The sequence below is a fragment of the Ruania halotolerans genome (assembly GCF_021049285.1).
GTDB classification, from domain to species: domain Bacteria; phylum Actinomycetota; class Actinomycetes; order Actinomycetales; family Beutenbergiaceae; genus Ruania; species Ruania halotolerans.
In genome coordinates, this window is sequence record NZ_CP088017.1 from 3,977,439 (window position 1) to 3,998,470 (window position 21,032).

Here is a 21,032-nt window from a genome sequence, read left to right on the forward strand (position 1 = left end):
GCCGCACCCCCACACCCCCGGCCGAACGCTGACTTCTGCGGCGTCTGAGCCGGAGATGCCGCAGAAGTCAGCGTTCGGCGGACGTCAGTTCGTGGTGTCGAGGCTGCGGATCGTCTCGAACAGATCGAGATCACCCACCTGGCCGCCCTTGAGCAGGAGCTCCAGGCCGTCGATGTCCGGATCCGCGGAGTGCGCGCGCAGCACCACCACGTTCCCCATGGGGTTCGCCGCGATGGAGAGCGATTGGACGCCGAGCAGTGTGGTGACCCGGCTGGAGGTGTCACCGCCGCAGACGATCACCCGGCGCACAGCATGGGCGCGCACCGCGTGGGTGACCACCTCCGCCGCGGCGCGGGCGAGCGCGGGAAGTACGGCGTCAGGGTCAAGGCCCGAGACGTCCGCGTCGTCGGAGCTCAATGCCACACTCTGCCCGGCCGCGAGCGCGGCCAGGACTCGTTCCACCAGGGCCGTTCGAGCACCAGCGTCCACCGGCATCGCGGCACTGAACCACCCGGCACGAGCGGCCGCGTCGATCTGACGCCGGGTCTGCGCGGATCGACTTCCGGAGACCACGAGCACCGGCCCGCGTTCCGGGGTCGCCCGTGCCAGCGCGCCGGCCCGCCCGGGGTCCGCGGCGGCCAAGGCATGGGAGAGACCGCCCGAACCGATCGCGAACAGCGGCCCGGGCAGGTCGAGCAGAGCCCGGCCGAGGAGCGTCAGGTGATCGTCATCGAACGCATCCAGCACGAGGGCCGCAGAGTCGGACTCGCGGAGCCGGCGCACCACGGCACCGGCACCGGTGTAGGCGGTCATCGGCACATGGCCGATCCGCAGGTCTGTCTGCCGCCGCAGGTGCGCGGCAACATCCGACTCCGTCATCGGAGTGCTCGGGTGCGTTGACATCGTGGGCTGGCGGTCGAGCCGGTAGACCTGATCGCCCTCCGCGGCGAAGTGATGCCCGAACAGGGTGTACCGACCGAAATCGGGCTGTGCGAACAGCAGGGGCACGGTCTGCTCCCCGACGACGTCCCGTCCGATCTCGAGAACGCGCCCCAGGCTGCCGATGGTCGGGGAGGAGTCCACCGTCGAGCACGCTTTGTACTGCACCACGTGCGGTTTCAGGGCCGCGAGCGCCGTCAATGCCGGGCGAACCTCATCCTCCAGCGCCTCAGCCGGGAGGGATCTCGCGATTCCGGCCACGCCCACCACATCGCAGCCGTCCGCGGCGTCGGCGAGCTCACCGGCACTGGGTAGACCCGTGAACAGGCGGCCCGACCATCCGCGACGGCTGAACTGCAGCAGGGCGTCGACGCTGCCGGTGAAGTCGTCTCCGTAGAAGCCGGCCCGAAGGTCAGACACGGGCCGGCCCGAAGCGTTCAACCGCCCGTCGTAGCGGTTCGGAGGCACGGAGCGCATCCTCCACACTCTCACCCGCCGCGGCCGACGCCCACGCCTGCCGCATGCTGTCCACTCCGGCGCGGACGCCGTCGGGGTGCCCGTGGATCCCGCCGCCGGAGAGCACCAGCAGGTCGGTATTGCCCACCGCCTGATGCGTGGCGTGTGCCAGGCCGCCCCACTGACCGGAGGAGAGCACGGGAACGGCAGGAGTCGTCCCCAGGAGCGGCTCCTGGACGGCGGAGATCGCCGCGAGCACTTCGGCGTCGGATTCGTAGAACTTGTTCGAGATGCCGTTGGTGTGCAAGTGGTCCACACCGCTCATGCGTGCCAGCTTCTGCCACGCCCGGAACGCGATGCCGACCTGCTCGGAGCGGCTGATGGCGCCGAAGCCGGCACGATGCCCGTGGATGGGCAGCTGTGAGCGGCGGCGGATGTACTCCAGACCGGCGAGTCCGATGTTCGCGACGCACACCATGATGCAGGTACCACCGGCCTCGAGGACCATGTCGTGGTTGCGTTCGAGCTGGTCGATGTCGTCGGTGATGTTGAAGGCGTACATCGGCTTCACACCCGTGCGCTCGGCGTGCCCGTTCAGCACCGGCATCACGGCCTTGATGCGCTCGGCCAGCGGCGCGTGCGGGCCGTTGCCCTGCAGCTCGTCATCCTTGATGAAGTCGATCCCGCCCTCGGCGAGGTCTCCCACCAGCTCGGCCAGCTCGGCAGGACTCAACCCGATACTGGGTTTGACGATCGTGCCCAGCAAGGCTCCGTCCGGCCGGGAGACGAGCCGCCTCGTGCCTGCCATCCCGAACTGCGGCCCCCGATAGCGCTCGGCGAAGGCGCCGGGCAGATCGAGGTCGACCAGCTTGATCGCGCCGAGCTCCTTGATCTCGAACAGGTTGCCGGCCACTGCGGCCATCAGGTTCGGTAGCGACGGACCGAAGTTGCTCAGCGGGAAACGGATGCGCAGCAGGGCTCGCCGCCGAGCTGCCGGATCGCCCACAGTGCCGGGCAGTGGGGATGCGCCCGTCAGCGGCAGTTCCTCCAGGCTTTCCACCTGGGCGGCGAACCGGGCGCGGACCGAGTCCGATTCGCGTTCGACCCGCACGAAGGTGCCGGTGGACTGTTCGCCGGCCAGCACTTCAGCCGCTCGCTCAAGTGGCAGTGAGGTCTCGATGGCGTACGTCGCAACAACATGGTCGGTTGCCATCACCACACCACCGGCAGCCAGACGGACATTTCCGAGGGGCCGCGGTTGCTCCAGGCGAAGTACGGGATCAGCCGTACGGTGGCCGGCTGCAGGGGGGCGTCATCGAGATCGTCGTACAGTTCCTCGCGGGTGTGCGGCAGGACCGCGATCTCCGTCTCCAGGGCAATGACGCGCTCACCGGCGATCGTCGTCTCCACCGGGACCGGATGTGTCCCGCGGCGCACGGCGGCCTGCTCCAGCCGGACGCCGTCGGGCAGTTCGTGGCTTTCCACGCAGTACACGAGCGGCCCGCGCTGTACGGCCACCTGGTTGGTGACCTCCTCGGCGAGGCGATGGCCCCGCACGAGGCGCACCGGCATCGGCAGGTCGAGCGTGAGTACGTCTCCGGCCTGCCAGTCCCGTTCGATACGGGTGTAGCTGGAGGGCTCGCTCGCGTCGATAGGTGTGCCGTTGACGGCGATCCGCGCCCCGCGTGACCAGCCCGGGATCCGTAGGTGGATCGGCACGCTGCCGGTGGCCTCGGTGACGGTGAAGGAGATGGCGCCGTCCCATGGGTACTGCGAACTCTCCTCCAGCACCACCCGCGCCCCGTGATGCTCGCCCCGGATCTCGGAGCCGCCGTACTGATGTACGTACAGGCCGTCCGGGCCCACCGAGGCGATGCGCTCATGCATCTCGGCGAGGGTGCGGGCGATGTTCGGCGGACAGCAGAAGCAGCTGAGATAGGACTGCCGGAGGCGTTCGTCCGAGGGTGGCGGCTCCGGAGTCGGACGCAGTGCGGTGTCACCGGACCGGCGCAGCGGGTAGGGCAGGTCGCGCACCTGCCGCAGCGGGTTGGTGTAGAAGTAGCTGGCGCCGTCGAGGCCGATACTGGCCAGCAGGGCGTTGTAGGAGATCGTCTCGATCACGTCGGCGTAGCGCGCCTCGGGGCGCAGCGCCAGCATCCGCTCGGACCAGAAGATCATGCCGATGTGCGCGCACGACTCGTTGTGCGCCGTCGTGTTGGGCAGTTGATAGGCCCGGCCGTAGGCCTGGTGGACCCGGCTGATCTCCTTCTGCCAGGGGTACCCGTCCGGGGAGGCGCCGTCGTAGAGGGCGCCACAGCCGCCGGTGAGGTAGAGCTTGGTCTGGACCACGTCCTGCCACAGCCGCTCGAGCACCGTCTGCAGTTCGGCGTCCCCGGTCTCGGCGACGAGGTCGCTCAGGCCCGCGTACAGGTAATTGGCGCGCACGGCGTGCCCGGTCACCACGGTCTGTTCCCGGACCGGGATCCGGTCCTGGTTGTCGTCGCCGCCCTCGTCGAACTCGTCGCGCACCCGCAGGAAGGCCTCGGCCAGGCGCAGGTAGCGGGGATTGGCGGTGGCCCGGAACAGGTCGATGACCGCCATGTAGTGGGAGGGGCAGATCGCCGACTTCGCCAGCTCGGTGGGCTTGTCGGTGGCCAGCATCTCCAGGAAACCGGCGGCCTTCTCGGCGACGTCCAGGAGCGTCCGGGAGCCGGTGACGGCGTGGTGGCGCACGGCCACGGTGATGAGGTGGCCGAGGTTGTAGGTCTCGAAGTTGAAGCGGTCGGCGAGCGCCTGGACCTGCTGCTGCTGGCGCTCGGCGATGGCGGTCGGGGTGTGCAAGTACCCGTCCTCGCGCTGCACGGAGGCGATGAGGCGGCCGAGCTCGTCGATCCGCGCGGCGAGCTCGTCATCCCAGGCGAGTTCGAGCTGCACGACGGCGGACTCCAGCCATTTGTAGGTGTCCCCGTCCATGAACGGTGGTCCCTGGTGCTCGCCCTCCTCCAGACCAGCGGCGATACGGAAGTTGCGCAGGCCGGGGCTGATCGCAGGATCGCGAAGCATCTCCCACATCGAGGGGACCGTCACCTCACCGGTCCGGCGCGCGACGCCGCCCCAGAAGCCGGTCCGCCAGCGGGCACCCTCGGCACCGAGGGGCCTCCACGGCGCATGGGCGCGGGTCTGGGATGTGGCCGTCATTGGCTGTCCTTTCGCGTCAATCACTGGTGGCGACTCTGCCGACAGGCTAGCCTGAGCCTGCAACTTCTCGCAATCGCGAATGATTATGCATCATGAGACAGTTGCTCTGCCTCACCATCGACTCACAGGAGAAGATCGGACCATGACCTCCACCGCACCCTCCAGCACGTCTGCCGCCGCCACCCGGGTCGCCTTCCTGCACACCGGCGCCGTCGTGATCCCGCCCGTCATGGAGCTGGTCGGTGAGCAGCTCCCCGGCCTGAGCACAGTCAACTACCTCGACGATCGGATCGTGCCCGATCTCGCCGACCCGGCCCGCGAGGCTTCGGTCCCGGACCGACTGGCCGACCTGGCCGCCGCCGCCAAGTCCGCCGGCGCCGACGTGCTGATGTTCACCTGCTCCTCGATCTCGCACCTGGCCGCTTCCACTGCGGAGAAGGCCGGGATCCCGGTGCTGCGCATCGACGAGGCGATGGCCGATGAGGCCGTGGCCGGTGGCGGGAAGGTGACCGTGCTGGCCACTCTGCCCACCACCTTGAACCCGACGCTCGCGCTGCTGCGTGAGCGGGCCGAGCTCGCCGGAACCCAACCCGAGCTGAGCAGCGAAGTGGTCCCGGGTGCCTTCGAGGCGGTGGCCGGCGGAGACCGCGCCACCCACGACCGGCTGGTGGCGGAAGCGATTGAGCGCCACGCCCCGGACAGCGACGTGGTGGTGCTCGCACAGGCCTCGATGGCCTCGGCCGCGGAGGCCTCGCAGGTCACCGTGCCGGTGCTGACCAGCTTGCGGCCGGGGATCGCACGCCTGGCCGAGCGCGTGCAGGCCGGCTGACGCCACGCCACCACGCCACTCGCCCGGGCCCTCGTTGCGGATTCGCCGGGTTCCCGTTGCGGATTCGCCGCCCAGCGCAGCAGCGAGGGTTGCTTCAGTGTCGCTGGGAGCGCGAGAAACGACACTCAGGCCACCCTCGCCGGGCGGGTCGCGCTCAGTTCAGGTCCGCATCCGGCGATGCTGCCCGTGCCCGAGTATCTCCGGCTCCGAGTCCGGCAGCTCCAGAATCGCCTCGGCGCCCACGGGTACCGTCACATCGACCACGAGTTCGCCCCGGGCGATCCGCCAGGAGATCGCGGCCTCGCCGTATGGGGTGAGGTGCCGCGCCGAGGCGTGCGTGAGCCCACCGCCGGGGCGCGGAGCGAACCGGATCCGGCGATAGCCCGGTTCTGCCGGAGCGAGCCCCGCCACTACCCGGTGCATCCAGTCGGCCACGGCGCCGAGGGCGTAGTGGTTGAACGAGGTCATCTTCCCCGGGTTGACGGTGCCGTCAGGCAACATCGAGTCCCACCGCTCCCACACCGTCGTCGCGCCCTGTTCCACCTGGTACAGCCAGCTCGGGCACTCCCGCTCCTGCAGCAGCCCGTACGCCGTCTCCAGCTCACTGGCCGACGTCAACGCATCGGTCACCAGCGGCGTGCCCACGAAGCCGGTCGCGATCCGGTGCCCAGCCTCGCGGACCAGTTCGGCCAGCCGCCGTCCGGCGACCTCCCGCTGCTCAGGCGTGAGCAGGTCGAACTCGAGCCCCAGGGCATAGGCGGTGACGGCGTCGCTGGTCATCCGCCCGTCCGGCAGCACGTAGGTGGCCCGGAAGGCCTCGGCGACGGCGTCCGCGAGCCTCCCGTAGCGCGCCGCATCCTCCGTAGCACCTAGCCGATCGGCGGTCTGAGCCATCAGCCGGGAGGACCGCGCGAAGTACGCGCTGGCCACCAGGTACCGGTCGGTGCGTGCGTCGGCTGGGTCGTCCGGCGGGGCGGCCGGGTCGAGCCAGTCGCCGAGCTGGAAGCCCTCATCCCACAGGTGATCGTCCCCGGCCAACCGGTCTACCAGGTCCACCCAGCGGCGGGCGCTGCCGTACTGGGTCTCGAGCACCCCGGCATCGCCGAAGCGCTGATACAAGGTCCACGGCAGCATGGTCGCCACATCCCCCCACGCGGCGCCGGGGCGGATCGGCGTCCACATCCGGTGCGCCGGGATCACCGGCACGTACCAGGGCACAGTGCCGTCGGGGAGCTGGTCGGCCTCGACGTCGCGCAGCCAGCCGGCGAGCATCCCGGAGACGTCGTACAGGAATGACGCCGTGGGTCCGAACACCTGGATGTCCCCGGTCCACCCGGCGCGCTCATCGCGCTGCGGGCAGTCGGTCGGCACGTCCACGAAGTTCGAACGCATCCCCCAGACGATGTTCTCGTGCAGCTGGCTCACGAGTTCATCGGAGCAGTCGAACCAGCCGGTGCGTTCGGCGTCGGTGTGCAGCACCCGGGCCACCAGCGCGCCGTCGGCCACATCGGCATCGAGATCACCCGGCCAGCCATCCACCTCGACGTAGCGGAAGCCGTGGAAGGTGAACCGCGGCTCCCACTGCTCGATCTCGCGCCCGGCGAGAGTGTAGTGGTCGGTGGACCGCGCCGAGCGCAGCGGGCGGGTATAGAGCTCGCCCTCCTGCAGCACCTCGGCCGTGCGCAGCCGCACCGTCGCACCCGCCGGCCCCTGCACCCGGATCCGCACGCGGCCGGCGAGGTTCTGCCCGAAGTCGAGGATGCGGTGGCCGGCCGGGGAGGTGAGCACCGCCACGGGGTGCACCTCCTGGGTGCACCGCACCGGGGGCGCCGTCGGGGCCACCAGCGTTGCGGGGTCGCGGTAGCGCACGGCCACCTGCTCCCACGCGTCGTCGTCGAACCCGGGGACCGACCACCCCGGCTGCTCGAGCCGGGCGTCGTGATCCTCGCCGTCGTAGATCCCCGAACGCACGATCGGACTCGGCGCCGTGCGCCAGGTGCGGTCGGTGGCGATCGTCTCGACGCGCCCGTCGGTGTAGGTCACCTCGAGCTGGCCGATGAAGGACAGATCTTCACCGAAAACGTTGCGGAATCCCTCGTACCAGCCGATCCGCCCCCGGTACCAGCCGTCCGCGAGCCAGGCCCCGACGGCGTTGGCCCCCGGGTGCAACAGCTCGGTGACGTCGTAGGTGTAGTACCGCAGCCGGGTGCCGTAGGAGGTCCATCCGGGCGAGAGAGTGTCCGTGCCCACGCGGGTGCCGTTGATCTCGGCCTCGTAGAGCCCGTGGGCGCTGGCGTACAGGCGCGCGCTCGCCACACCCTCGCCGAGTGTGAACTCCCGGCGGACGAGGGAGGGGCGCCGGGAGTCGGAGTCGCGCTGTTCCAGCCATCGGGCGCCGACGGGCCGGGCCTGCCAGTCCTCGGGACTGAGCAGTCCGGTTTCGAGCCGGGTCGGTTCGGAGGGCTCGGACCACTGACCGTCCGCACCGCAGACCTGTACGCGCACGGTGGCGGCTTCGCGCGAGGCCAGTGGTTCGAGCGGCCACGGCACGAGGATCTGCTCGGCCGAGTGGACCGCCACGGCGTGGTCGGTACCGACCGCCGCACCCCCTCCAGCCTCCGCCGCTGCGCCCGGACGGTTCTGTCCAAACTTGGCGGCTCCAGCATCCCGTCCAGGCTTGCCTGCCTGACCGGCGTCACCGACGCCACCGCGCACCACCAGCAGCCGGTAGCCGGTCTGCTGCCACCCAGGCGGCGCGGAACTGACCCGCCAGGAGACCCGCGGGCTCGCCTCGCCGATGCCCAGCGGCTCGCGGTGATGTTCGATCGTGGGGGCGTCAGCGATGACGCTCATAGGAACCACCTTTGCTTCGAAACGTTTCAGCCTTACCCTAGTTGACGCTAGATTAAGAGAGAAACGCTCTTGTATACGTTTCACACATGCAGACCGCAGCAGGCGGTTCACAGAGGTAGTCCACACCCTGGCCGACGCCAGGATCCGCCCCGCCTGGGGCACCGACGAGGAGGTCGCTGATGGCGCAGCGAGAGGCGCACGTGCACGAGCCCTACGAGATCGAACTCACCGGACCGCAGAGCCCGATCCGGGCCGATCAGGTTCCGTTCCAGGCCGAGTTCACTCACACCTCGGGCCGGGCGATGACCCTGCTGGGCTTCTGGGACGGCGAGCGCCGCTACCTCGTCCGCATCGCTCCCCCGCTCGCCGGAACCTGGACGTGGCGCACCAGCAGTGACGCGGCCGAGCTGGATGGTCACTCCGGCGAGTTCACCGCTGAGCCTGCTGAGCCCGCTGAGTCGGCCGAGTTCACCGACTCCCCCGCCCACGGAGTCGTCCGCGTCAACGCTCGTTTCCACTTCGCCCATGAGGACGGCACCCCGTTCCGCCCGGTCGGCGCCACGGTCTACAACTGGATCCATCAGGACGAGCCGCTGCGCACGCAGACGATGGCCTCGCTCAGCGAGGCGGGGCTCAACAAGCTTCGGTTCATGGTCTTCCCGCAGGCGGGCGGCTACGTCGAGCACTTCCCCGAGCTGATGCCGTTCGAGCGGACTGATGATGGCTGGGATGTGGGCCGCCCGAAGGTGGAGTTCTTCCGCCGCCTGGACTCCCTTGTGGCGGACCTGGGCAACCGCGGCATCGAGGCCGATGTGCTCATCTTCGACGCCTACGATCGCGGCGTCTTCGGCCTGAACGAGCTCACCGAGGAGCAGGACGCCGCCTACCTGCGCTACCTGGTGGCACGGCTCGGCGCCTATCCGAACGTGTGGTGGTCACTGTGCAACGAGTTCGACCAGATGACCGACCGGCCCACGGAGCGATGGACCCGGGCCGGCGAGCTGCTCGCGAAGATCGACGCACACGATCACCTGCGCTCGATCCACAACTGGGTGGAGCTCTACGACTACAACCAGCGCTGGGTCACCCACGCCTCGATCCAGAACGGGTACGCCACCGAGGCCCTCGGGCGCGCGAGCCTGTACCGGGACGTCTACCGCAAGCCGATCGTGCTGGATGAGATCAAGTACGAGGGCGACACCGAACGCTGGGGCCGCCTGAGCGCGCCGGAGCTGGTGGACCGGTTCTGGATCACCACCGCCTCCGGTTGCTATGCCTCGCACGGGGAGAGCTTCGTGACCGAATCTGGCAGCCTGCACATCGTTGAGGGTGGCCGGCTGCGCGGGGAGAGCCCGGCGCGCTTGGGGTTCCTGCGCCAGGTGCTGGACGGGCTGCAGATTCCGGGGCTCGACCCGATCGACAAGTGGGACGATCCGGCCAGCGTGGTGGGCAAGGCGCGCGAGCAGTACCTGATCTATCTCGGCCGCGATGCCCCGGCCGAGTGGACCTTCCGGCTGCCGCAGGGCCATGACGGCGATCGCCTCAAGGTGGGCGATGCCTTCGAGGTTCAGATCATCGACACCTGGAACATGACCATCACCACCGCACCGGATGAGTACGTGCTCACCGAGGTGCAGCGCAACGACGCCTACGCGCACAACAACGCGCCGGTCGCGCTGCCGGAAGGTGAGGCGATCGCGCTGCTGATCACCCGCGTCCCCAGCGCCTCCTGAACGACCGCCCACCTGCACGCCCCCGGGCCACGAGGAGAACAGCATGAGTTCCGCACGCTACTGGGAGTCCCACGCCCCGGGTGAGGGCCGCCGTCGGCCTCGTGCGGAGGCTTGCACAGATGCCCGCATCCTCTCCTTGAACGGCACCTGGCGGTTCCGGTTGTCCCCGACGGCGGCCGGTACCGGGGCAGGGTTCCTCGCCGAGGATTTCGACGACAGCACCTGGGATGAGATCCGCGTTCCGTCTCATTGGGTACTGGAGGACGTCACCCCGCTGGCCGGCGGTGAGCCCCGCTCGCTGCGCGGCAGCGCCGAAGGCCCGCTCTACACCAATACGGCGTTCCCGATCCCGATCGACCCGCCCCGGGTGCCCACGGAGAACCCGACCGGCGACTACCGGCTCGTCTTCGACGCCCCGGCCGATTGGGGCACCTCGATCCTGCGGCTGCGCGGGGTGGACTCGTGCGCGAAGGTGTGGCTGAACGGCGTCGAGTTGGGCTGGTCCACCGGCAGCCGGTTGCCGGTGGAGTACGACGCCCCGGTGCGCCCGGGCCGCAACGTGCTGTGCGTGCGGGTGCACCGCTGGTCGGCGGGGACCTACCTGGAGGACCAGGACATGTGGTGGCTGCCCGGGATCTTCCGGGATGTCGACGTGATCGAGCGCCCCACCGCCGCGATCGAGGACCATCACGTCCACGCCGACTTCGACCACACCGCCGGCACCGGCACGCTGCGAGTGGACGCCGAGGTGGCGGACGGGTCGCCCGCCCGGGTGCGGGTGCCCGAGCTCGGCATCGACATCGGTGCCGGGGAGACCGTCACTGCCGAGGTCACGCCGTGGAGCGCGGACCGCCCACGCCTGTACCGCGGCACCCTCTCGACGGCGGAGGAGACGATCGAGCTGGCGATCGGTTTCCGCCGGGTGGAGATTTCCGACGGCGTCCTGCTCGCCAACGGCACGCCGTTGCGCTTCCACGGGGTGAACCGGCACGAGCACGACCCGGCGCGTGGCCGCGCGATCGACCGCGAGACGATGATCCGCGACATCGAAATGATGAAGCAGGCGAACATCGATGCCGTCCGCACCAGCCACTACCCGCCGCACCCGGACTTCCTGAGCCTGTGCGACGAGTACGGGCTGTGGGTGGTCGAGGAGTGTGACCTGGAGACCCACGGTTTCATCTACGCCGGCTGGAAGGGCAACCCGCCCGACGATCCGGCGTGGCTGCCGGCGCTACAGGACCGGATCGAGCGGATGGTGGAACCGGACAAGAATCACCCGAGCGTGGTGATCTGGTCGATGGCGAACGAGAGCTGGACCGGCGCCGGGTTCGACGTACTGGAACGCTGGATCCGCGAGCGCGACCCCTCGCGCCCGGTGCTGTACGAACGCGATCCCTCCTACCGCAACTCCGACTTCTACTCCTGTATGTACCCCTCGCTGGAGGACCTGGAGGCGATCGGCCGGCGGGATGAAGCTCGCCCGGAGAACGTCACCGACGCCGAGGACGAACGGCGCCGCACCCTGCCGTTCCTGCTGGTGGAGTACGCCCACGCGATGGGCAACGGACCCGGTTCGCTGGGCGACTACCAACGCATCCTGGAGAGTTCGGACCGCTTCTGCGGCGGGTTCATCTGGGAGTGGATCGACCACGGCTTCGACGCGATCACCTCCGACGGCACGCCCTTCACGCTGCACGGCGGGGTCGTGGACTACCGGCCCAGTGGCGGGCGCTACTGCCTCGACGGGCTCGTCTTCGCCGACCGCACCCCGACACCCGGCCTGACGCAAGTGGCGAAGGCGTACGAGCCGGTGCGGATCACGATTGCGGAGGCGATCACGGTGACGAACCGGCGCCACGGCGCCGACACCTCCGATCTGCGCTGGCGCTGGGAGCTGCTCTCTGCTGGCACCCCGGTGGCGGGCGGCGAGCTGGAGATACCGGCGGTGCCGGCGGGCGGGGCGGTCGAGGTGGCTGTACCCGACGTCATGCCACAGCTCACCCTGCCCGGCGACGGCGAAGCTCACCTGACCGTCGAGGCGATCCTTGCGCAGGACGCCCCCTGGGCGCCCAGGGGACACGTGATCGCGTGGGCCCAGCATCAGGTGCGGGCGCCCGGCACCACCAGTCCACCTGCCACCGAACCGTCCGCCAGCACCGCCAGCACCGCCAGCACCGGCACACCCACGCACCTGGCGACTGCCTCCGGCGCGGAGCCGGCCGGGATGGAGCCGGCCGGAGCCAGTTTTGCCGGGGCGAGCTCGGCACAGGGTGAGCGTGGCGGGGGCGCACCTGAGGACGCAGCGCACGGGACGCCGTCGGCAATCGTGCTCGGCCCGGCCACCTTCGATGGCGAGACCGGGCGCCTGGTGCGCCTGGGAGACCTGGAGTTCGAGGGGCCGTGGCTGGATGTGCACCGCGCCCCCACCGAGAACGACCGGGGCCAGGGAGGCCGCAACGATCTCGCGGGGGTGTGGTCCGCCGTCGGGATCGACCGGATGCTGCACCGCACACTGAATGTGCAGGCGGACGACGACGGGGTGCGCGTGCTCGGCCGGGTGGCGGCCGCCACGCACCCGCACGCACTGGAGTACCAGCTCGACTGGACCGTGGACGCCGGGCTGCTGTGGCTGGACGTGCGGGTCGACTTCGCTGGGCCGTGGGACTCGACACCCCTCAAGGGGCTGGAGATCGTGCTTCCCCGGTTGGGGTTGTTGTTCCGCCTGCCAGGCGGGTACGAGAGTGCGGCATGGTTGGGGCGTGGGCCCGGGGAGACCTATCCCGACTCCTTCGAGGGGTCGCGGGTGGGCCGATGGTCAGCCACGATCGACGACCTCCAGGTCCGCTATCCGGTGCCGCAGGAGAACGGCAACCATGTGCACACGCGCGAGCTGACGCTGACCGGACCGGACCTGCCGGCCCTGGGCGCCTACGGTGATCCGTTGTTCGACTTCACCGCCCGCCGCTGGACGTCGAAGGATCTGCAGCAGGCGCGCTTCCCGCACGACCTGCGCGACAGCGGACACGTCTGGCTGAATCTGGACCACGGTCAACTGGGCTTGGGATCGGCCTCGGTGGGGCCCGCGCTGCCCGAGGAGTACCGCCTTTCCCGGCGCCAGACGTCGTGGCGGGTCGGGTTGGCGGCACCTTCTCGTGATGAATAATGATGCACAGTTGATTCTGTAGTTACATCGGGCTACGCTCGGGGCGAGTCACACAGTTGGCCGCGCCTAGGTGCGGCCCTCGTCAAGGAGGACGTATGAACATCCGTCACCGGCGGCGCACCGTCGTCGCCGCGAGCGCCCTGCTCGCCACATCACTGACCCTCGCCGCCTGCTCCGGTGGCGGGGACGAGGACACCGACTCGGGGTCAGATTCCGACTCCGGATCGAGCATCGGGACCGACCCGGACAGCTTCGAGGTGATGACCGCCAACGAGAACCCCACGCTGCGCGAACAGCTCGACGCCCTGGCCGCGAACCAGTGCTCGGCCGAGAACGACGCGCTCCCGCTGGAGCACCGCACGATTGCCCAGGCCGACACCGTGCAGCAGATCACGCTGCTCGCCAGCCAGGGCGCCCTGCCCTCGCACTTCATCGCCGGTACCGATCAGGTCCGGCCCGATGGCGATCTCGGCGGCGGCGGTCTCGTACTCGACTACGAAGAGGCCTTCACCGAGTCCGGCGCATGGGAGAACGTGCTGCCCGCCGCCGCCTCGACGATCGAGTCGGTCTACGGCCAGATGGTCTCCATGCCGTACCAGTACAACCTCGAAGGCTTCTGGTACAACAAGGAGATCCTCGCCGAGCTCGGCCTCGAGGAGCCGCAGAGCTACGACGAGCTCGTCGACGCTGCGGACGCGGCGGCCGAGGCCGGGTACATCCCGATCGCCCAGGCTGGTGCCGACGGTTGGCCGATGACCCGGCTGATGGGTCTGTACATCTTCCGCAACGTCGGGCCCGATGCCATGGCGCAGGTGCGTGACGGCGAAGCGAGCCTGACCGACCCGGAGTACGTGGCCGGCGCCCAGGCACTGCAGGACCTCGCACTCTCCGGGGCCTTGGGTGAGGGCTTCATCTCCCGCACCGGTGACCAGGCCACGGCGGCACTGCTCAGCGGGCAGGCCCTGATGAAGTACGACGGCACCTGGCTGCTGAGCGCCGTCAACGACCCGGAGCGCAATGAGGTGGGCGAAGAGAACATCGGCTTCATGCCGTTCCCGGACGTCTCCGGCGGAGCCGGTAGCGCTGACCAGTACCCCGCGAACGCCGGTGCTGCGATGGCCATCAACCCCGAGACCTACGGCCCGCTGACGGCCGACTGGTTCGCCTGCATCGCCGAGAACTACGGCCAGCAGGCCCTCAGCGACGCCGGCGTGCTCTCCGGCTTCGCCGTGAACGGCGACGTCGGTGACATCCCCGCCGCCACCGCTGACATCCAGGAGCGGATGTCCACCATCGACGAGACCGTGTTGTGGTTCGAGGCACTGCTTGACTCCGAGAGCAACTCGCTGGCCTCGACGAACGTGTCGCTGCTCACCAACGGCGACATGAGCGCCGAGGAGTACATGACGCAGCTGCAGGAAAGCATCGACTCCAACCGTTGATCGACAAGGTGGTCGCCGGCCCGGCCAGGGCCGGCGGCCACCTGCACGAAAGGACCTTCAGCGATGACGCGAGTCTTCGGGGACAGGAAGACCATCCTGATCCTGCTCCTGCCTACTCTCTCCATCTACGTCCTGCTCAAGGTGATCCCGGTTGCCTGGTCGCTGGGGCTGTCCTTCTTCCAGGGCAACACGCTGCGTGGGTTCGAGTTCATCGGGCTGGACAACTTCCGGGAGTTCCTGGGTGATTCGGCGGCCCTGAACTCGGTGTGGGTGAGCGTCGGCTTCGCCGTGATCGTGACCATCGCCCAGGTGACCTTCGGCTACCTGCTCGCCCTGCTGTACGTCTTCGTTCTGCGCAAGGGCTCAGCGTTCGTACGTACCGCCGTCTTCTTCCCGATGGTGCTGCCCACTGTGGCGGTGGCGCTGCTGTTCAAGAGCCTGATCGCCGTCGGGGAGAATCAGGGCCCGGTCAATGACGCCATCAACGCCTTCGGCGGGGAGAGCATCGAGTTCCTCGCCTCCACGGCGGGCACGATGACCATCGCCGTGGTGATGACGTTGTGGAGCTCGATGGGCTTCTACGCCGTGCTGCTCTACACCGGCCTGCTGGACATCCCCGAGGAGGTGGTGGAGTCGGCCCGGATGGACGGGGCCACCGGCCCTCGCCTCGTGGGGTACATCATCATCCCGCTCTCGCTGCCGATTCTGCTTTCTTCGATCATCTTCAGCCTGAACGCCACGCTCAAGGTGTTCGACAGCCTGCTCGCCCTGAACAACGGCGGTCCGGGCACCACCACCGCTCCCCTGACCCTGTACATGTATCGCACCGCCTTCGAGTACGCCGAGTACGGCTACGGCAGCACGATCGCCCTCGCACTGACCCTGCTGTGCCTGGTCTTCACGCTGGTGGTCTTCCGGCCCTCGAGCAAGCGCGTGGAGGACTGACATGACCACCGCACCCGCAGCAGCGCCCGTCCAGCTCCCCGGCCCGCGACCCCAGCCTCGACCTATGCGCCGCACGGCTCGCCGGATCGTGCGCCGCCTCCCCGTGTGGCTTCTTGTCACCGTCCTACTCGTGGTGATGCTCTATCCGCAGTTCTGGATGATCATGGGATCGTTCAAGACCCAGACGGAGTTCTTCGCGAACCCCACCTGGGCGCTGCCGGAGCAGTTCAGCCTCGACAACTACATCGACGCGTTCACACGCGGCAATGTCGGCCTGAACTACCGCAACAGCATGCTCGTGACCCTGCCCTCAGTGGGTCTGATCGTGCTGGCCGGCCTGGCCGCCGGGTACGCCCTGGAGGTCATGATCTGGAAGGGCCGCCGGCAGGTCCTGCTCTTCGTGATGGGCGGGATCATGGTGCCCGGGCAGATGATCCTGGTGCCGCTGTTCACCGCGTACTTCAAGCTCGGCATCACCGACAGCCTGCTGCCGATGATCCTCACGTACACCGCGATGGGGATCCCACTGACGACGTTCCTGATGGCGGCGTATTTCCGGGCGATTCCGCGGGAGATCTTCGAAGCGGCCACGGTGGACGGCTGCGGGCCGCTGCGGTCGTTCTTCGTGATCGCCGTACCGCTGATGAAGAACTCGATGCTGACGATCGGGCTGATCCAGTTCTTCAGCGTGTTCAACGATCTGCTCATCGCGCTGACGTTCACCACGCGGCCGGAGCTGGCCACCATCCAGGTGGGCCTGCTGAGCCTGTCCGACCAGTACGGGTCCACTCAGTACGGTGCGTTGTTCGCGGCCATCAGTATCAACATCATCGTGCTGCTGATCGTCTTCATCTTCCTGAACAAGAAGATCATGGCGGGGTTGGCGGCCGGGTCGGTGAAGGGCTGACACCCTCGCGTCACCCGCGCCCGACGGCGTTTCGTCACTTCGCGCCGCAGCATCGGCCCCCGGTGGCCACGCTCGCGCGGCGTCGCCGAGCCCACAGAGCACCCGGTGTTGCGAGCCTTGTCCGACTGTCCTACTGTTATTAAGCACATACACAGTTGGGGCGGTGTCAGATGCAGATCGTGGTGTCGACCAGCTCGAGCACACCCATTTACGAGCAGATCAAGCGCCAGGTCCGCGCCTCGATCCTCTCCGGTGAGACGGGGGTCGGCGAGTTGCTGCCGTCCCTGCGTCACCTGGCGGCTGACCTGCGCGTCAGCACCATCACCATCACCCGGGCGTACAACGATCTCGCCGCTGAGGGCTTGGTCCAGGGCGAGCACGGCCGAGGTTTCGTCGTCCTTGCGGTCGATGCTCAAGTGGCCTCGACCGCGCTGGAGGCCCGTGTCGACGAGGCACTCGGCGAACTCGTGTCCGCGGCCCGGCGCGCCCAACTGAGCAAGTCCGATGTCCAACGCCGTCTCGATGAGAGCTGGAGCAGACATGACTGACCATGCGGTACGCGTCGACCACCTCCGGGTCAGGTGCCCGGGGTTCGAGATCCACGATCTCTCGCTCGCACTTCCCCGCGGCACCGTGCTCGGGCTCGTGGGCCCGAACGGAGCGGGCAAGACCACCACCATCCGCGCCATGCTCGGCCTGCTCACACCGGAGGGCGGCGCGATCGAGATCCTCGGGCGCCCGGCGGGCGCCACCGAGTCCCTCGCGCGCACCGGCATCGTCCTGGATGAACCGACCGCCGCCCCCGAGTGGTCCGTCACCAGTCTCGGCAGGCGGTGGGGCCCTTCTACCCCGCCTGGGACGGCGACCGGTTCGACCACCTGCTCGACCAGCTCTTGGTCCCCAAGCGCGAGCGCGTGGGAGACCTCTCCCGCGGGGAGGGCATCAAGCTCTCCCTCGCCACCGCCCTGGCCCAGCAGCCGGAGCTGCTGATCCTGGACGAGCCCTCCAGCGGCCTCGACCCGGCATCGCGGCGGCAGATCGCCGACCTCATCCGCGACTTCATGGTCGATCCCAGCCATGCAGTCCTGTTCTCCACGCACATCACCACCGATCTGGAGAATCTGGCGGACGAGATCATGGTGCTCGTGGCCGGCGAGGTGGCACATCACGGCCCGCTGATCGACCTCCCGGAGCAGTTCGCCATGGCTCGTGGCTCGGGCACGCCTCCCTCCGGCCCCCTCATCGGGCTGCAGGCGGCACGTGCCCAGTGGTCGGCCATGATCCGCCTGCAGGATTCAGCCGCCTTCGGACCCGAGGTGGTGATCGATGCCGCGAGCATCGACGACGTCGTGGTCCACCTCGCCGCCGAGGAGAAGGTGGTCGCCGCATGAGCGCGATGAGCGTCGGATTTGCCCGCTTCGATCTCCTCTCCTGGTTCCCGCGGAAGCAGACCCTGCTGACCTTGGCCTTCGTGGTGGTGATCGGGATCCTGCTGCCCGTCCCCGGGATGGCGATCATCGCCGCCGCGGTGGTCACATCCTTGATGGTCTCCGCGCCTTTCCTCGGCGACGAACAGGGCCGGCTGGACACGCTCTACGGCGTCCTGCCCGTCTCCCGGGCGAGCATCGTGGTCGGGCGCGCCGCGTCGCTGCTGACCTACTACCTGACGGCTGCCGCCCTGGCCACGGTCACCACCGTCGTCGTCAGCGCCACCCGGGGAGATGAGCCGGCCGCCGACCTGCTGCTGGTCGCCCATGCAGCCGCGGCGGCGATCGTCGGGATCGCCCTGGGTCTGCAGATGCCGGTCTTCTTCCGGATCGGCTACTCACGCGGGCGCCTGATGGCCTACGCGCCCACCGTCGTCATCGCCGGAGGTGCCTGGCTGTTGCAGGCGATCGGCTGGCACACGCCGGTGCTCGAGGCATTCTCCGGGGTGCCCGTCACGGTCCTTCTCGGCGCCGGACTGGCGGTGGGGCTCGCCGGGGTGATCCTCGGCGTCGTCATCTCCGCCCGGCTCTATCGGACGCGCGATCTCTGAGCTCCAGGCCCAGCACGGCATCCACGGCCATGGCGAGCGTCTGGGCCTCCTGGGCGGCGAGTGAGTCCTCAGCCGGTAGCGCACGCTCCAGACCGAGCCCGTTGAGGACCGTGGAGAGGAACCGCGCGCGGCGAGGGATGTCCTCGACCGGGATGCCGCCCTCCTCGGCGATCACGGTCAGCCAGTGCTCGAGGCGATACTGGGCGTCTCGTTCGATCGCCAGGTAGGACTCGCGAACCTGATCGGTCTGCTCGCCGGCGATGAACGTACGGCAGGTCGTCGCCATGGTCTCGCGCGCCTGTGCTCCGGCACCGATCAGGGCGAGCGGCTGCTGGAGCGCCTGGATGAGGCGCTCGCGCACCGGTAGCGAGGTGTCATGAATCGTGTCGCCGGGAGCGATCCAGCCGTAGATGCGTCGCATCACCTCATCGCGCAATTCCCGCTGCGTGGGGAAGTGGTGGCGCAACGATCCTGTGCTGACACCCGCCCGTGCTGCCACCGCGCGCACGCTCAGGCGCGCCGCCAGCCCCTCCTCGCTGATGATCGCGGCCGCGGCCGCCAGGATCCGCTCGCGCGTCGGAGGTCTCTGATCGTCATTCACGTCGCTCGCCTTTCCGGAGTGATACGGCGTACTAGTACGCCGTGCTAGTGTACCGGAGGACCGACTAGCACAGTGTGTTGGTGAGAGGCCTGCACCAGGGCAGCCGCGTCGACGGACCGCAGAGCGCGCAGACCCCTGGCTGCGGGCCTCACACCGGATGTCGCGGCGTGGTCCGTACGAAGGAGAGAACGACATGACCGACGCAGTGATCACCAGGCCGTATGGCGCACATCTGCGCCTGCGCTGGTGGAAACCGCTGGTACTCGTACCGGCCCTGCTGCTGGTGTTCCTCGTCATGCAGGTGGCCTTCTACGCCATGTCGTCGCTGATCGACCGCCGCGAGGAGATCCTCACGCCGGCGATGAGCCCCACCGTGCAACTGGCGAACAACCTCAGCGTTGCGGTGACGGGGGTGATCGCCGTGGCGGTCACCGCGCGGATCGCGAAGGTGCCCTGGCTCGACCTGCTCCGCCATGGCCGCAGCCTGGATGGACGGCGCCTGGCGATGTACGGAGCGGTCTCCGCGATCCTGGTGGCCGCCGGAGCGGGAGCCACCACAGTGCTCGCCCCGGAGTCCACCGGCTGGATCAGTTTCGGCATCTCGGGGACGACGGTCGCGCTGCTGGCGGTGTCGATCCTGACATCTCCCCTGCAGTCCGCTGGGGAGGAGCTGATCTTCCGGGGCTCGATGATGCCGGCGATCGCGTCTTGGGGGCGGGCGGTACGCCCGGCGCTCGGCCTCGGGATCGCCGTCTCCAGCGTCCTGTTCGCGCTGATTCACGGGTCGAGTGATCCGTGGCTGTTCGCCTACTACACCGTCATCGGGATCAGTACCGCCGCGATGGCCGTCCTCAGTCGCGGCATCGAGGCGCCGGTGGCGTTCCACGTGGCCAACAATCTCGTGACCTCCATCCTCAACACCACGCTCGCCGCCGGTGAAGCCCCGACGTTCGAACGCTCCGCAGGGGTCGGCGGCCCGTCCTATCTGATCCTCATGGCGGTCAATGTCGCGGTGGTGTGCGTGGTCTGGTGGCGTGAAAGCAGGGGGATCTCGGGTCGCGGCCAGGCGCGCACGTGACTGCGCACATAGCGGTCAGGTTGGATAACCGAAGCGAGCGGTGTAGTGCCAGACCCGCTTGAGGATCTGCTCCTCCTCGCGACCCGCCCGGGCGGCATCGCCCACCACCCGAGCCGTCAGTGCTCCGTCGACGGCAATGCGGGCGGCGGCCTCGATGACGTGGCAGCCGCGATAGCCGGGATGCTGCGACACGGCGTCCACGGTGGTGGCGAAGCCGGGGTGCCACTCGACCGGGACACCCAGCTCGTGGGCGTCGCCCTCGACGTCGGTGCCGCGGTAGCAGGGGTCCAGGACCAGGGCTTCGACGTCGCGCTCGAAATGGACACCGCCGTGGACATGGGCTTCGACGTAGTCGTCGAGCAGGTCCTGCTCATCGGCGTCGGCGAGGTCGGTCAGGCTCATGTGCGCGGCGGTGCCCAGGTTGACCGGCTCCAGGACGCTGTCGGGGTAGCAGAAGGTGGTGCGCTGCAGGCTGGCGGCGCTCAGGCGGAAGTGCGCTGAACCGAAGCGGGGAGAGCCACCGACCGAGCGCTGGCGATGATTCAGCGAGCCGTAGACGGGACGGGCGGCGCTGGGTGCATCGTCGTAGACGCTGGCGAACAGCCGGCTCTCCCAACGCCAGCGGTCACCGCCGGGGTGAGCGGTGAGCCCGCCATTGCTGGTGCCGGTTTCGAACTGTGAGCGGTAGCGTCCGTCGGTGGCCATGAGGCGCAGGATCGGCGTCCCACCGGGGAGGCGATCGGGATGGAAGTGCAGCGTCACCCGCCACGTCGGGTCGATGGGCCGACCGCGGGCCAGTCGGTCGACGTGCGCCAGGGCGGAGACTGCCCACGTGAGGTCCGGTGCT

The 21,032-nt window shown here is 69.0% G+C and carries 16 protein-coding genes and 1 pseudogene; 11 read left to right on the top strand and 6 right to left on the bottom strand.

Annotation, left to right across the window (positions count from 1 at the left end):
* Positions 1-84: 84 nt before the first annotated feature.
* From LQF10_RS18000 to LQF10_RS18010, 3 genes are read right to left on the bottom strand one after another with little or no spacing between them, the layout of a single operon-like run.
* Complete coding sequence (locus LQF10_RS18000; protein ID WP_231065186.1) at positions 85-1,407, bottom strand: four-carbon acid sugar kinase family protein; 1,323 nt, start codon at positions 1,405-1,407, stop codon at positions 85-87.
* Positions 1,352-2,608: a RuBisCO large subunit C-terminal-like domain-containing protein gene (locus LQF10_RS18005; protein ID WP_231065187.1), complete on the bottom strand. Its 1,257-nt coding sequence runs from the start codon at positions 2,606-2,608 to the stop codon at positions 1,352-1,354. Before LQF10_RS18005 ends, LQF10_RS18000 begins: the two co-directional genes overlap by 56 nt.
* Positions 2,608-4,593 (bottom strand): glycoside hydrolase family 127 protein, encoded by a 1,986-nt coding sequence (locus tag LQF10_RS18010; RefSeq protein WP_231065188.1) that lies wholly within the window; start codon positions 4,591-4,593, stop codon positions 2,608-2,610. The genes LQF10_RS18005 and LQF10_RS18010 overlap by 1 nt, the downstream gene beginning before the upstream one ends.
* Positions 4,594-4,735: 142 nt before the next feature.
* Here LQF10_RS18010 and LQF10_RS18015 point away from each other — a divergent pair, with 142 nt between their 5' ends.
* On the top strand, positions 4,736-5,422 hold the full coding sequence (locus LQF10_RS18015) for an aspartate/glutamate racemase family protein (RefSeq protein ID WP_231065189.1): 687 nt from the start codon (positions 4,736-4,738) through the stop codon (positions 5,420-5,422).
* A gap of 159 nt (positions 5,423-5,581) precedes the next feature.
* Here the strand turns inward: LQF10_RS18015 and LQF10_RS18020 are convergent, their stop codons facing one another.
* The gene (locus LQF10_RS18020) at positions 5,582-8,275 is read right to left on the bottom strand and encodes a glycoside hydrolase family 78 protein (RefSeq protein ID WP_231065190.1); all 2,694 of its coding nucleotides are present in this window, start codon (positions 8,273-8,275) and stop codon (positions 5,582-5,584) included.
* A gap of 179 nt (positions 8,276-8,454) precedes the next feature.
* On the opposite strand from LQF10_RS18020, the gene LQF10_RS18025 reads away from it, so the two are divergent.
* The 9 genes and pseudogenes from LQF10_RS18025 to LQF10_RS18065 all read left to right on the top strand — a co-directional run bounded on the left by LQF10_RS18025 (position 8,455) and on the right by LQF10_RS18065 (position 18,506).
* Positions 8,455-10,008 (top strand): apiosidase-like domain-containing protein, encoded by a 1,554-nt coding sequence (locus LQF10_RS18025; RefSeq protein WP_231065191.1) that lies wholly within the window; start codon positions 8,455-8,457, stop codon positions 10,006-10,008.
* Positions 10,009-10,051: 43 nt separating this feature from the next.
* Entirely contained in the window at positions 10,052-13,174 is a 3,123-nt protein-coding gene (locus tag LQF10_RS18030; RefSeq protein WP_231065192.1) for a glycoside hydrolase family 2 TIM barrel-domain containing protein, read from the top strand.
* A gap of 95 nt (positions 13,175-13,269) precedes the next feature.
* Entirely contained in the window at positions 13,270-14,616 is a 1,347-nt protein-coding gene (locus LQF10_RS18035) for an ABC transporter substrate-binding protein (protein ID WP_231065193.1), read from the top strand.
* 63 nt (positions 14,617-14,679) lie between these two features.
* Positions 14,680-15,561: a carbohydrate ABC transporter permease gene (locus LQF10_RS18040; RefSeq protein ID WP_231065194.1), complete on the top strand. Its 882-nt coding sequence runs from the start codon at positions 14,680-14,682 to the stop codon at positions 15,559-15,561.
* 1 nt (position 15,562) lies between these two features.
* Entirely contained in the window at positions 15,563-16,468 is a 906-nt protein-coding gene (locus LQF10_RS18045) for a carbohydrate ABC transporter permease (RefSeq protein ID WP_231065195.1), read from the top strand.
* Between the two features lie 170 nt (positions 16,469-16,638).
* Positions 16,639-17,016 carry a GntR family transcriptional regulator gene (locus LQF10_RS18050; RefSeq protein WP_231065196.1) on the top strand — a complete coding sequence of 126 codons (378 nt, stop codon included), beginning with the start codon at positions 16,639-16,641 and terminating at the stop codon, positions 17,014-17,016.
* Positions 17,009-17,269 (top strand): annotated as a pseudogene (locus tag LQF10_RS18055) (ATP-binding cassette domain-containing protein); the annotation flags it as partial. The gene LQF10_RS18050 and the pseudogene LQF10_RS18055, both read left to right, overlap by 8 nt.
* 32 nt (positions 17,270-17,301) lie before the next feature.
* Positions 17,302-17,859 (top strand): AAA family ATPase, encoded by a 558-nt coding sequence (locus tag LQF10_RS18060; RefSeq protein WP_231065197.1) that lies wholly within the window; start codon positions 17,302-17,304, stop codon positions 17,857-17,859.
* On the top strand, positions 17,856-18,506 hold the full coding sequence (locus LQF10_RS18065) for an ABC-2 transporter permease (protein ID WP_231065198.1): 651 nt from the start codon (positions 17,856-17,858) through the stop codon (positions 18,504-18,506). The genes LQF10_RS18060 and LQF10_RS18065 overlap by 4 nt, the downstream gene beginning before the upstream one ends.
* Here LQF10_RS18065 and LQF10_RS18070 read toward each other — a convergent pair.
* The gene (locus LQF10_RS18070; protein WP_231065199.1) at positions 18,469-19,107 is read right to left on the bottom strand and encodes a TetR/AcrR family transcriptional regulator; all 639 of its coding nucleotides are present in this window, start codon (positions 19,105-19,107) and stop codon (positions 18,469-18,471) included. The two genes, LQF10_RS18065 and LQF10_RS18070, sit on opposite strands and share 38 nt — an antisense overlap.
* A 193-nt stretch (positions 19,108-19,300) precedes the next feature.
* Here LQF10_RS18070 and LQF10_RS18075 point away from each other — a divergent pair, with 193 nt between their 5' ends.
* The gene (locus LQF10_RS18075) at positions 19,301-20,185 is read left to right on the top strand and encodes a CPBP family intramembrane glutamic endopeptidase (RefSeq protein WP_231065200.1); all 885 of its coding nucleotides are present in this window, start codon (positions 19,301-19,303) and stop codon (positions 20,183-20,185) included.
* Between the two features lie 15 nt (positions 20,186-20,200).
* Here LQF10_RS18075 and LQF10_RS18080 read toward each other — a convergent pair whose 3' ends face one another.
* Positions 20,201-20,947, bottom strand: a complete 747-nt coding sequence (locus LQF10_RS18080) for a DUF3626 domain-containing protein (protein WP_231065201.1) — start codon at positions 20,945-20,947, stop codon at positions 20,201-20,203.
* Between the last annotated feature and the right edge of the window lie 85 nt (positions 20,948-21,032).

What these genes read in the sequence shown, in the direction of transcription:
- LQF10_RS18020 (WP_231065190.1), bottom strand. Translation starts at nt 8,275, where the DNA reads ATGAGCGTCATCGCTGACGCCCCCACGATCGAACATCACCGCGAGCCG.
- LQF10_RS18015 (WP_231065189.1), top strand. Translation starts at nt 4,736, where the DNA reads ATGACCTCCACCGCACCCTCCAGCACGTCTGCCGCCGCCACCCGGGTC.
- LQF10_RS18035 (WP_231065193.1), top strand. Translation starts at nt 13,270, where the DNA reads ATGAACATCCGTCACCGGCGGCGCACCGTCGTCGCCGCGAGCGCCCTG.
- LQF10_RS18065 (WP_231065198.1), top strand. Translation starts at nt 17,856, where the DNA reads ATGAGCGCGATGAGCGTCGGATTTGCCCGCTTCGATCTCCTCTCCTGG.
- LQF10_RS18075 (WP_231065200.1), top strand. Translation starts at nt 19,301, where the DNA reads ATGACCGACGCAGTGATCACCAGGCCGTATGGCGCACATCTGCGCCTG.
- LQF10_RS18030 (WP_231065192.1), top strand. Translation starts at nt 10,052, where the DNA reads ATGAGTTCCGCACGCTACTGGGAGTCCCACGCCCCGGGTGAGGGCCGC.
- LQF10_RS18025 (WP_231065191.1), top strand. Translation starts at nt 8,455, where the DNA reads ATGGCGCAGCGAGAGGCGCACGTGCACGAGCCCTACGAGATCGAACTC.
- LQF10_RS18045 (WP_231065195.1), top strand. Translation starts at nt 15,563, where the DNA reads ATGACCACCGCACCCGCAGCAGCGCCCGTCCAGCTCCCCGGCCCGCGA.
- LQF10_RS18010 (WP_231065188.1), bottom strand. Translation starts at nt 4,593, where the DNA reads ATGACGGCCACATCCCAGACCCGCGCCCATGCGCCGTGGAGGCCCCTC.
- LQF10_RS18040 (WP_231065194.1), top strand. Translation starts at nt 14,680, where the DNA reads ATGACGCGAGTCTTCGGGGACAGGAAGACCATCCTGATCCTGCTCCTG.
- LQF10_RS18050 (WP_231065196.1), top strand. Translation starts at nt 16,639, where the DNA reads ATGCAGATCGTGGTGTCGACCAGCTCGAGCACACCCATTTACGAGCAG.
- LQF10_RS18005 (WP_231065187.1), bottom strand. Translation starts at nt 2,608, where the DNA reads ATGGCAACCGACCATGTTGTTGCGACGTACGCCATCGAGACCTCACTG.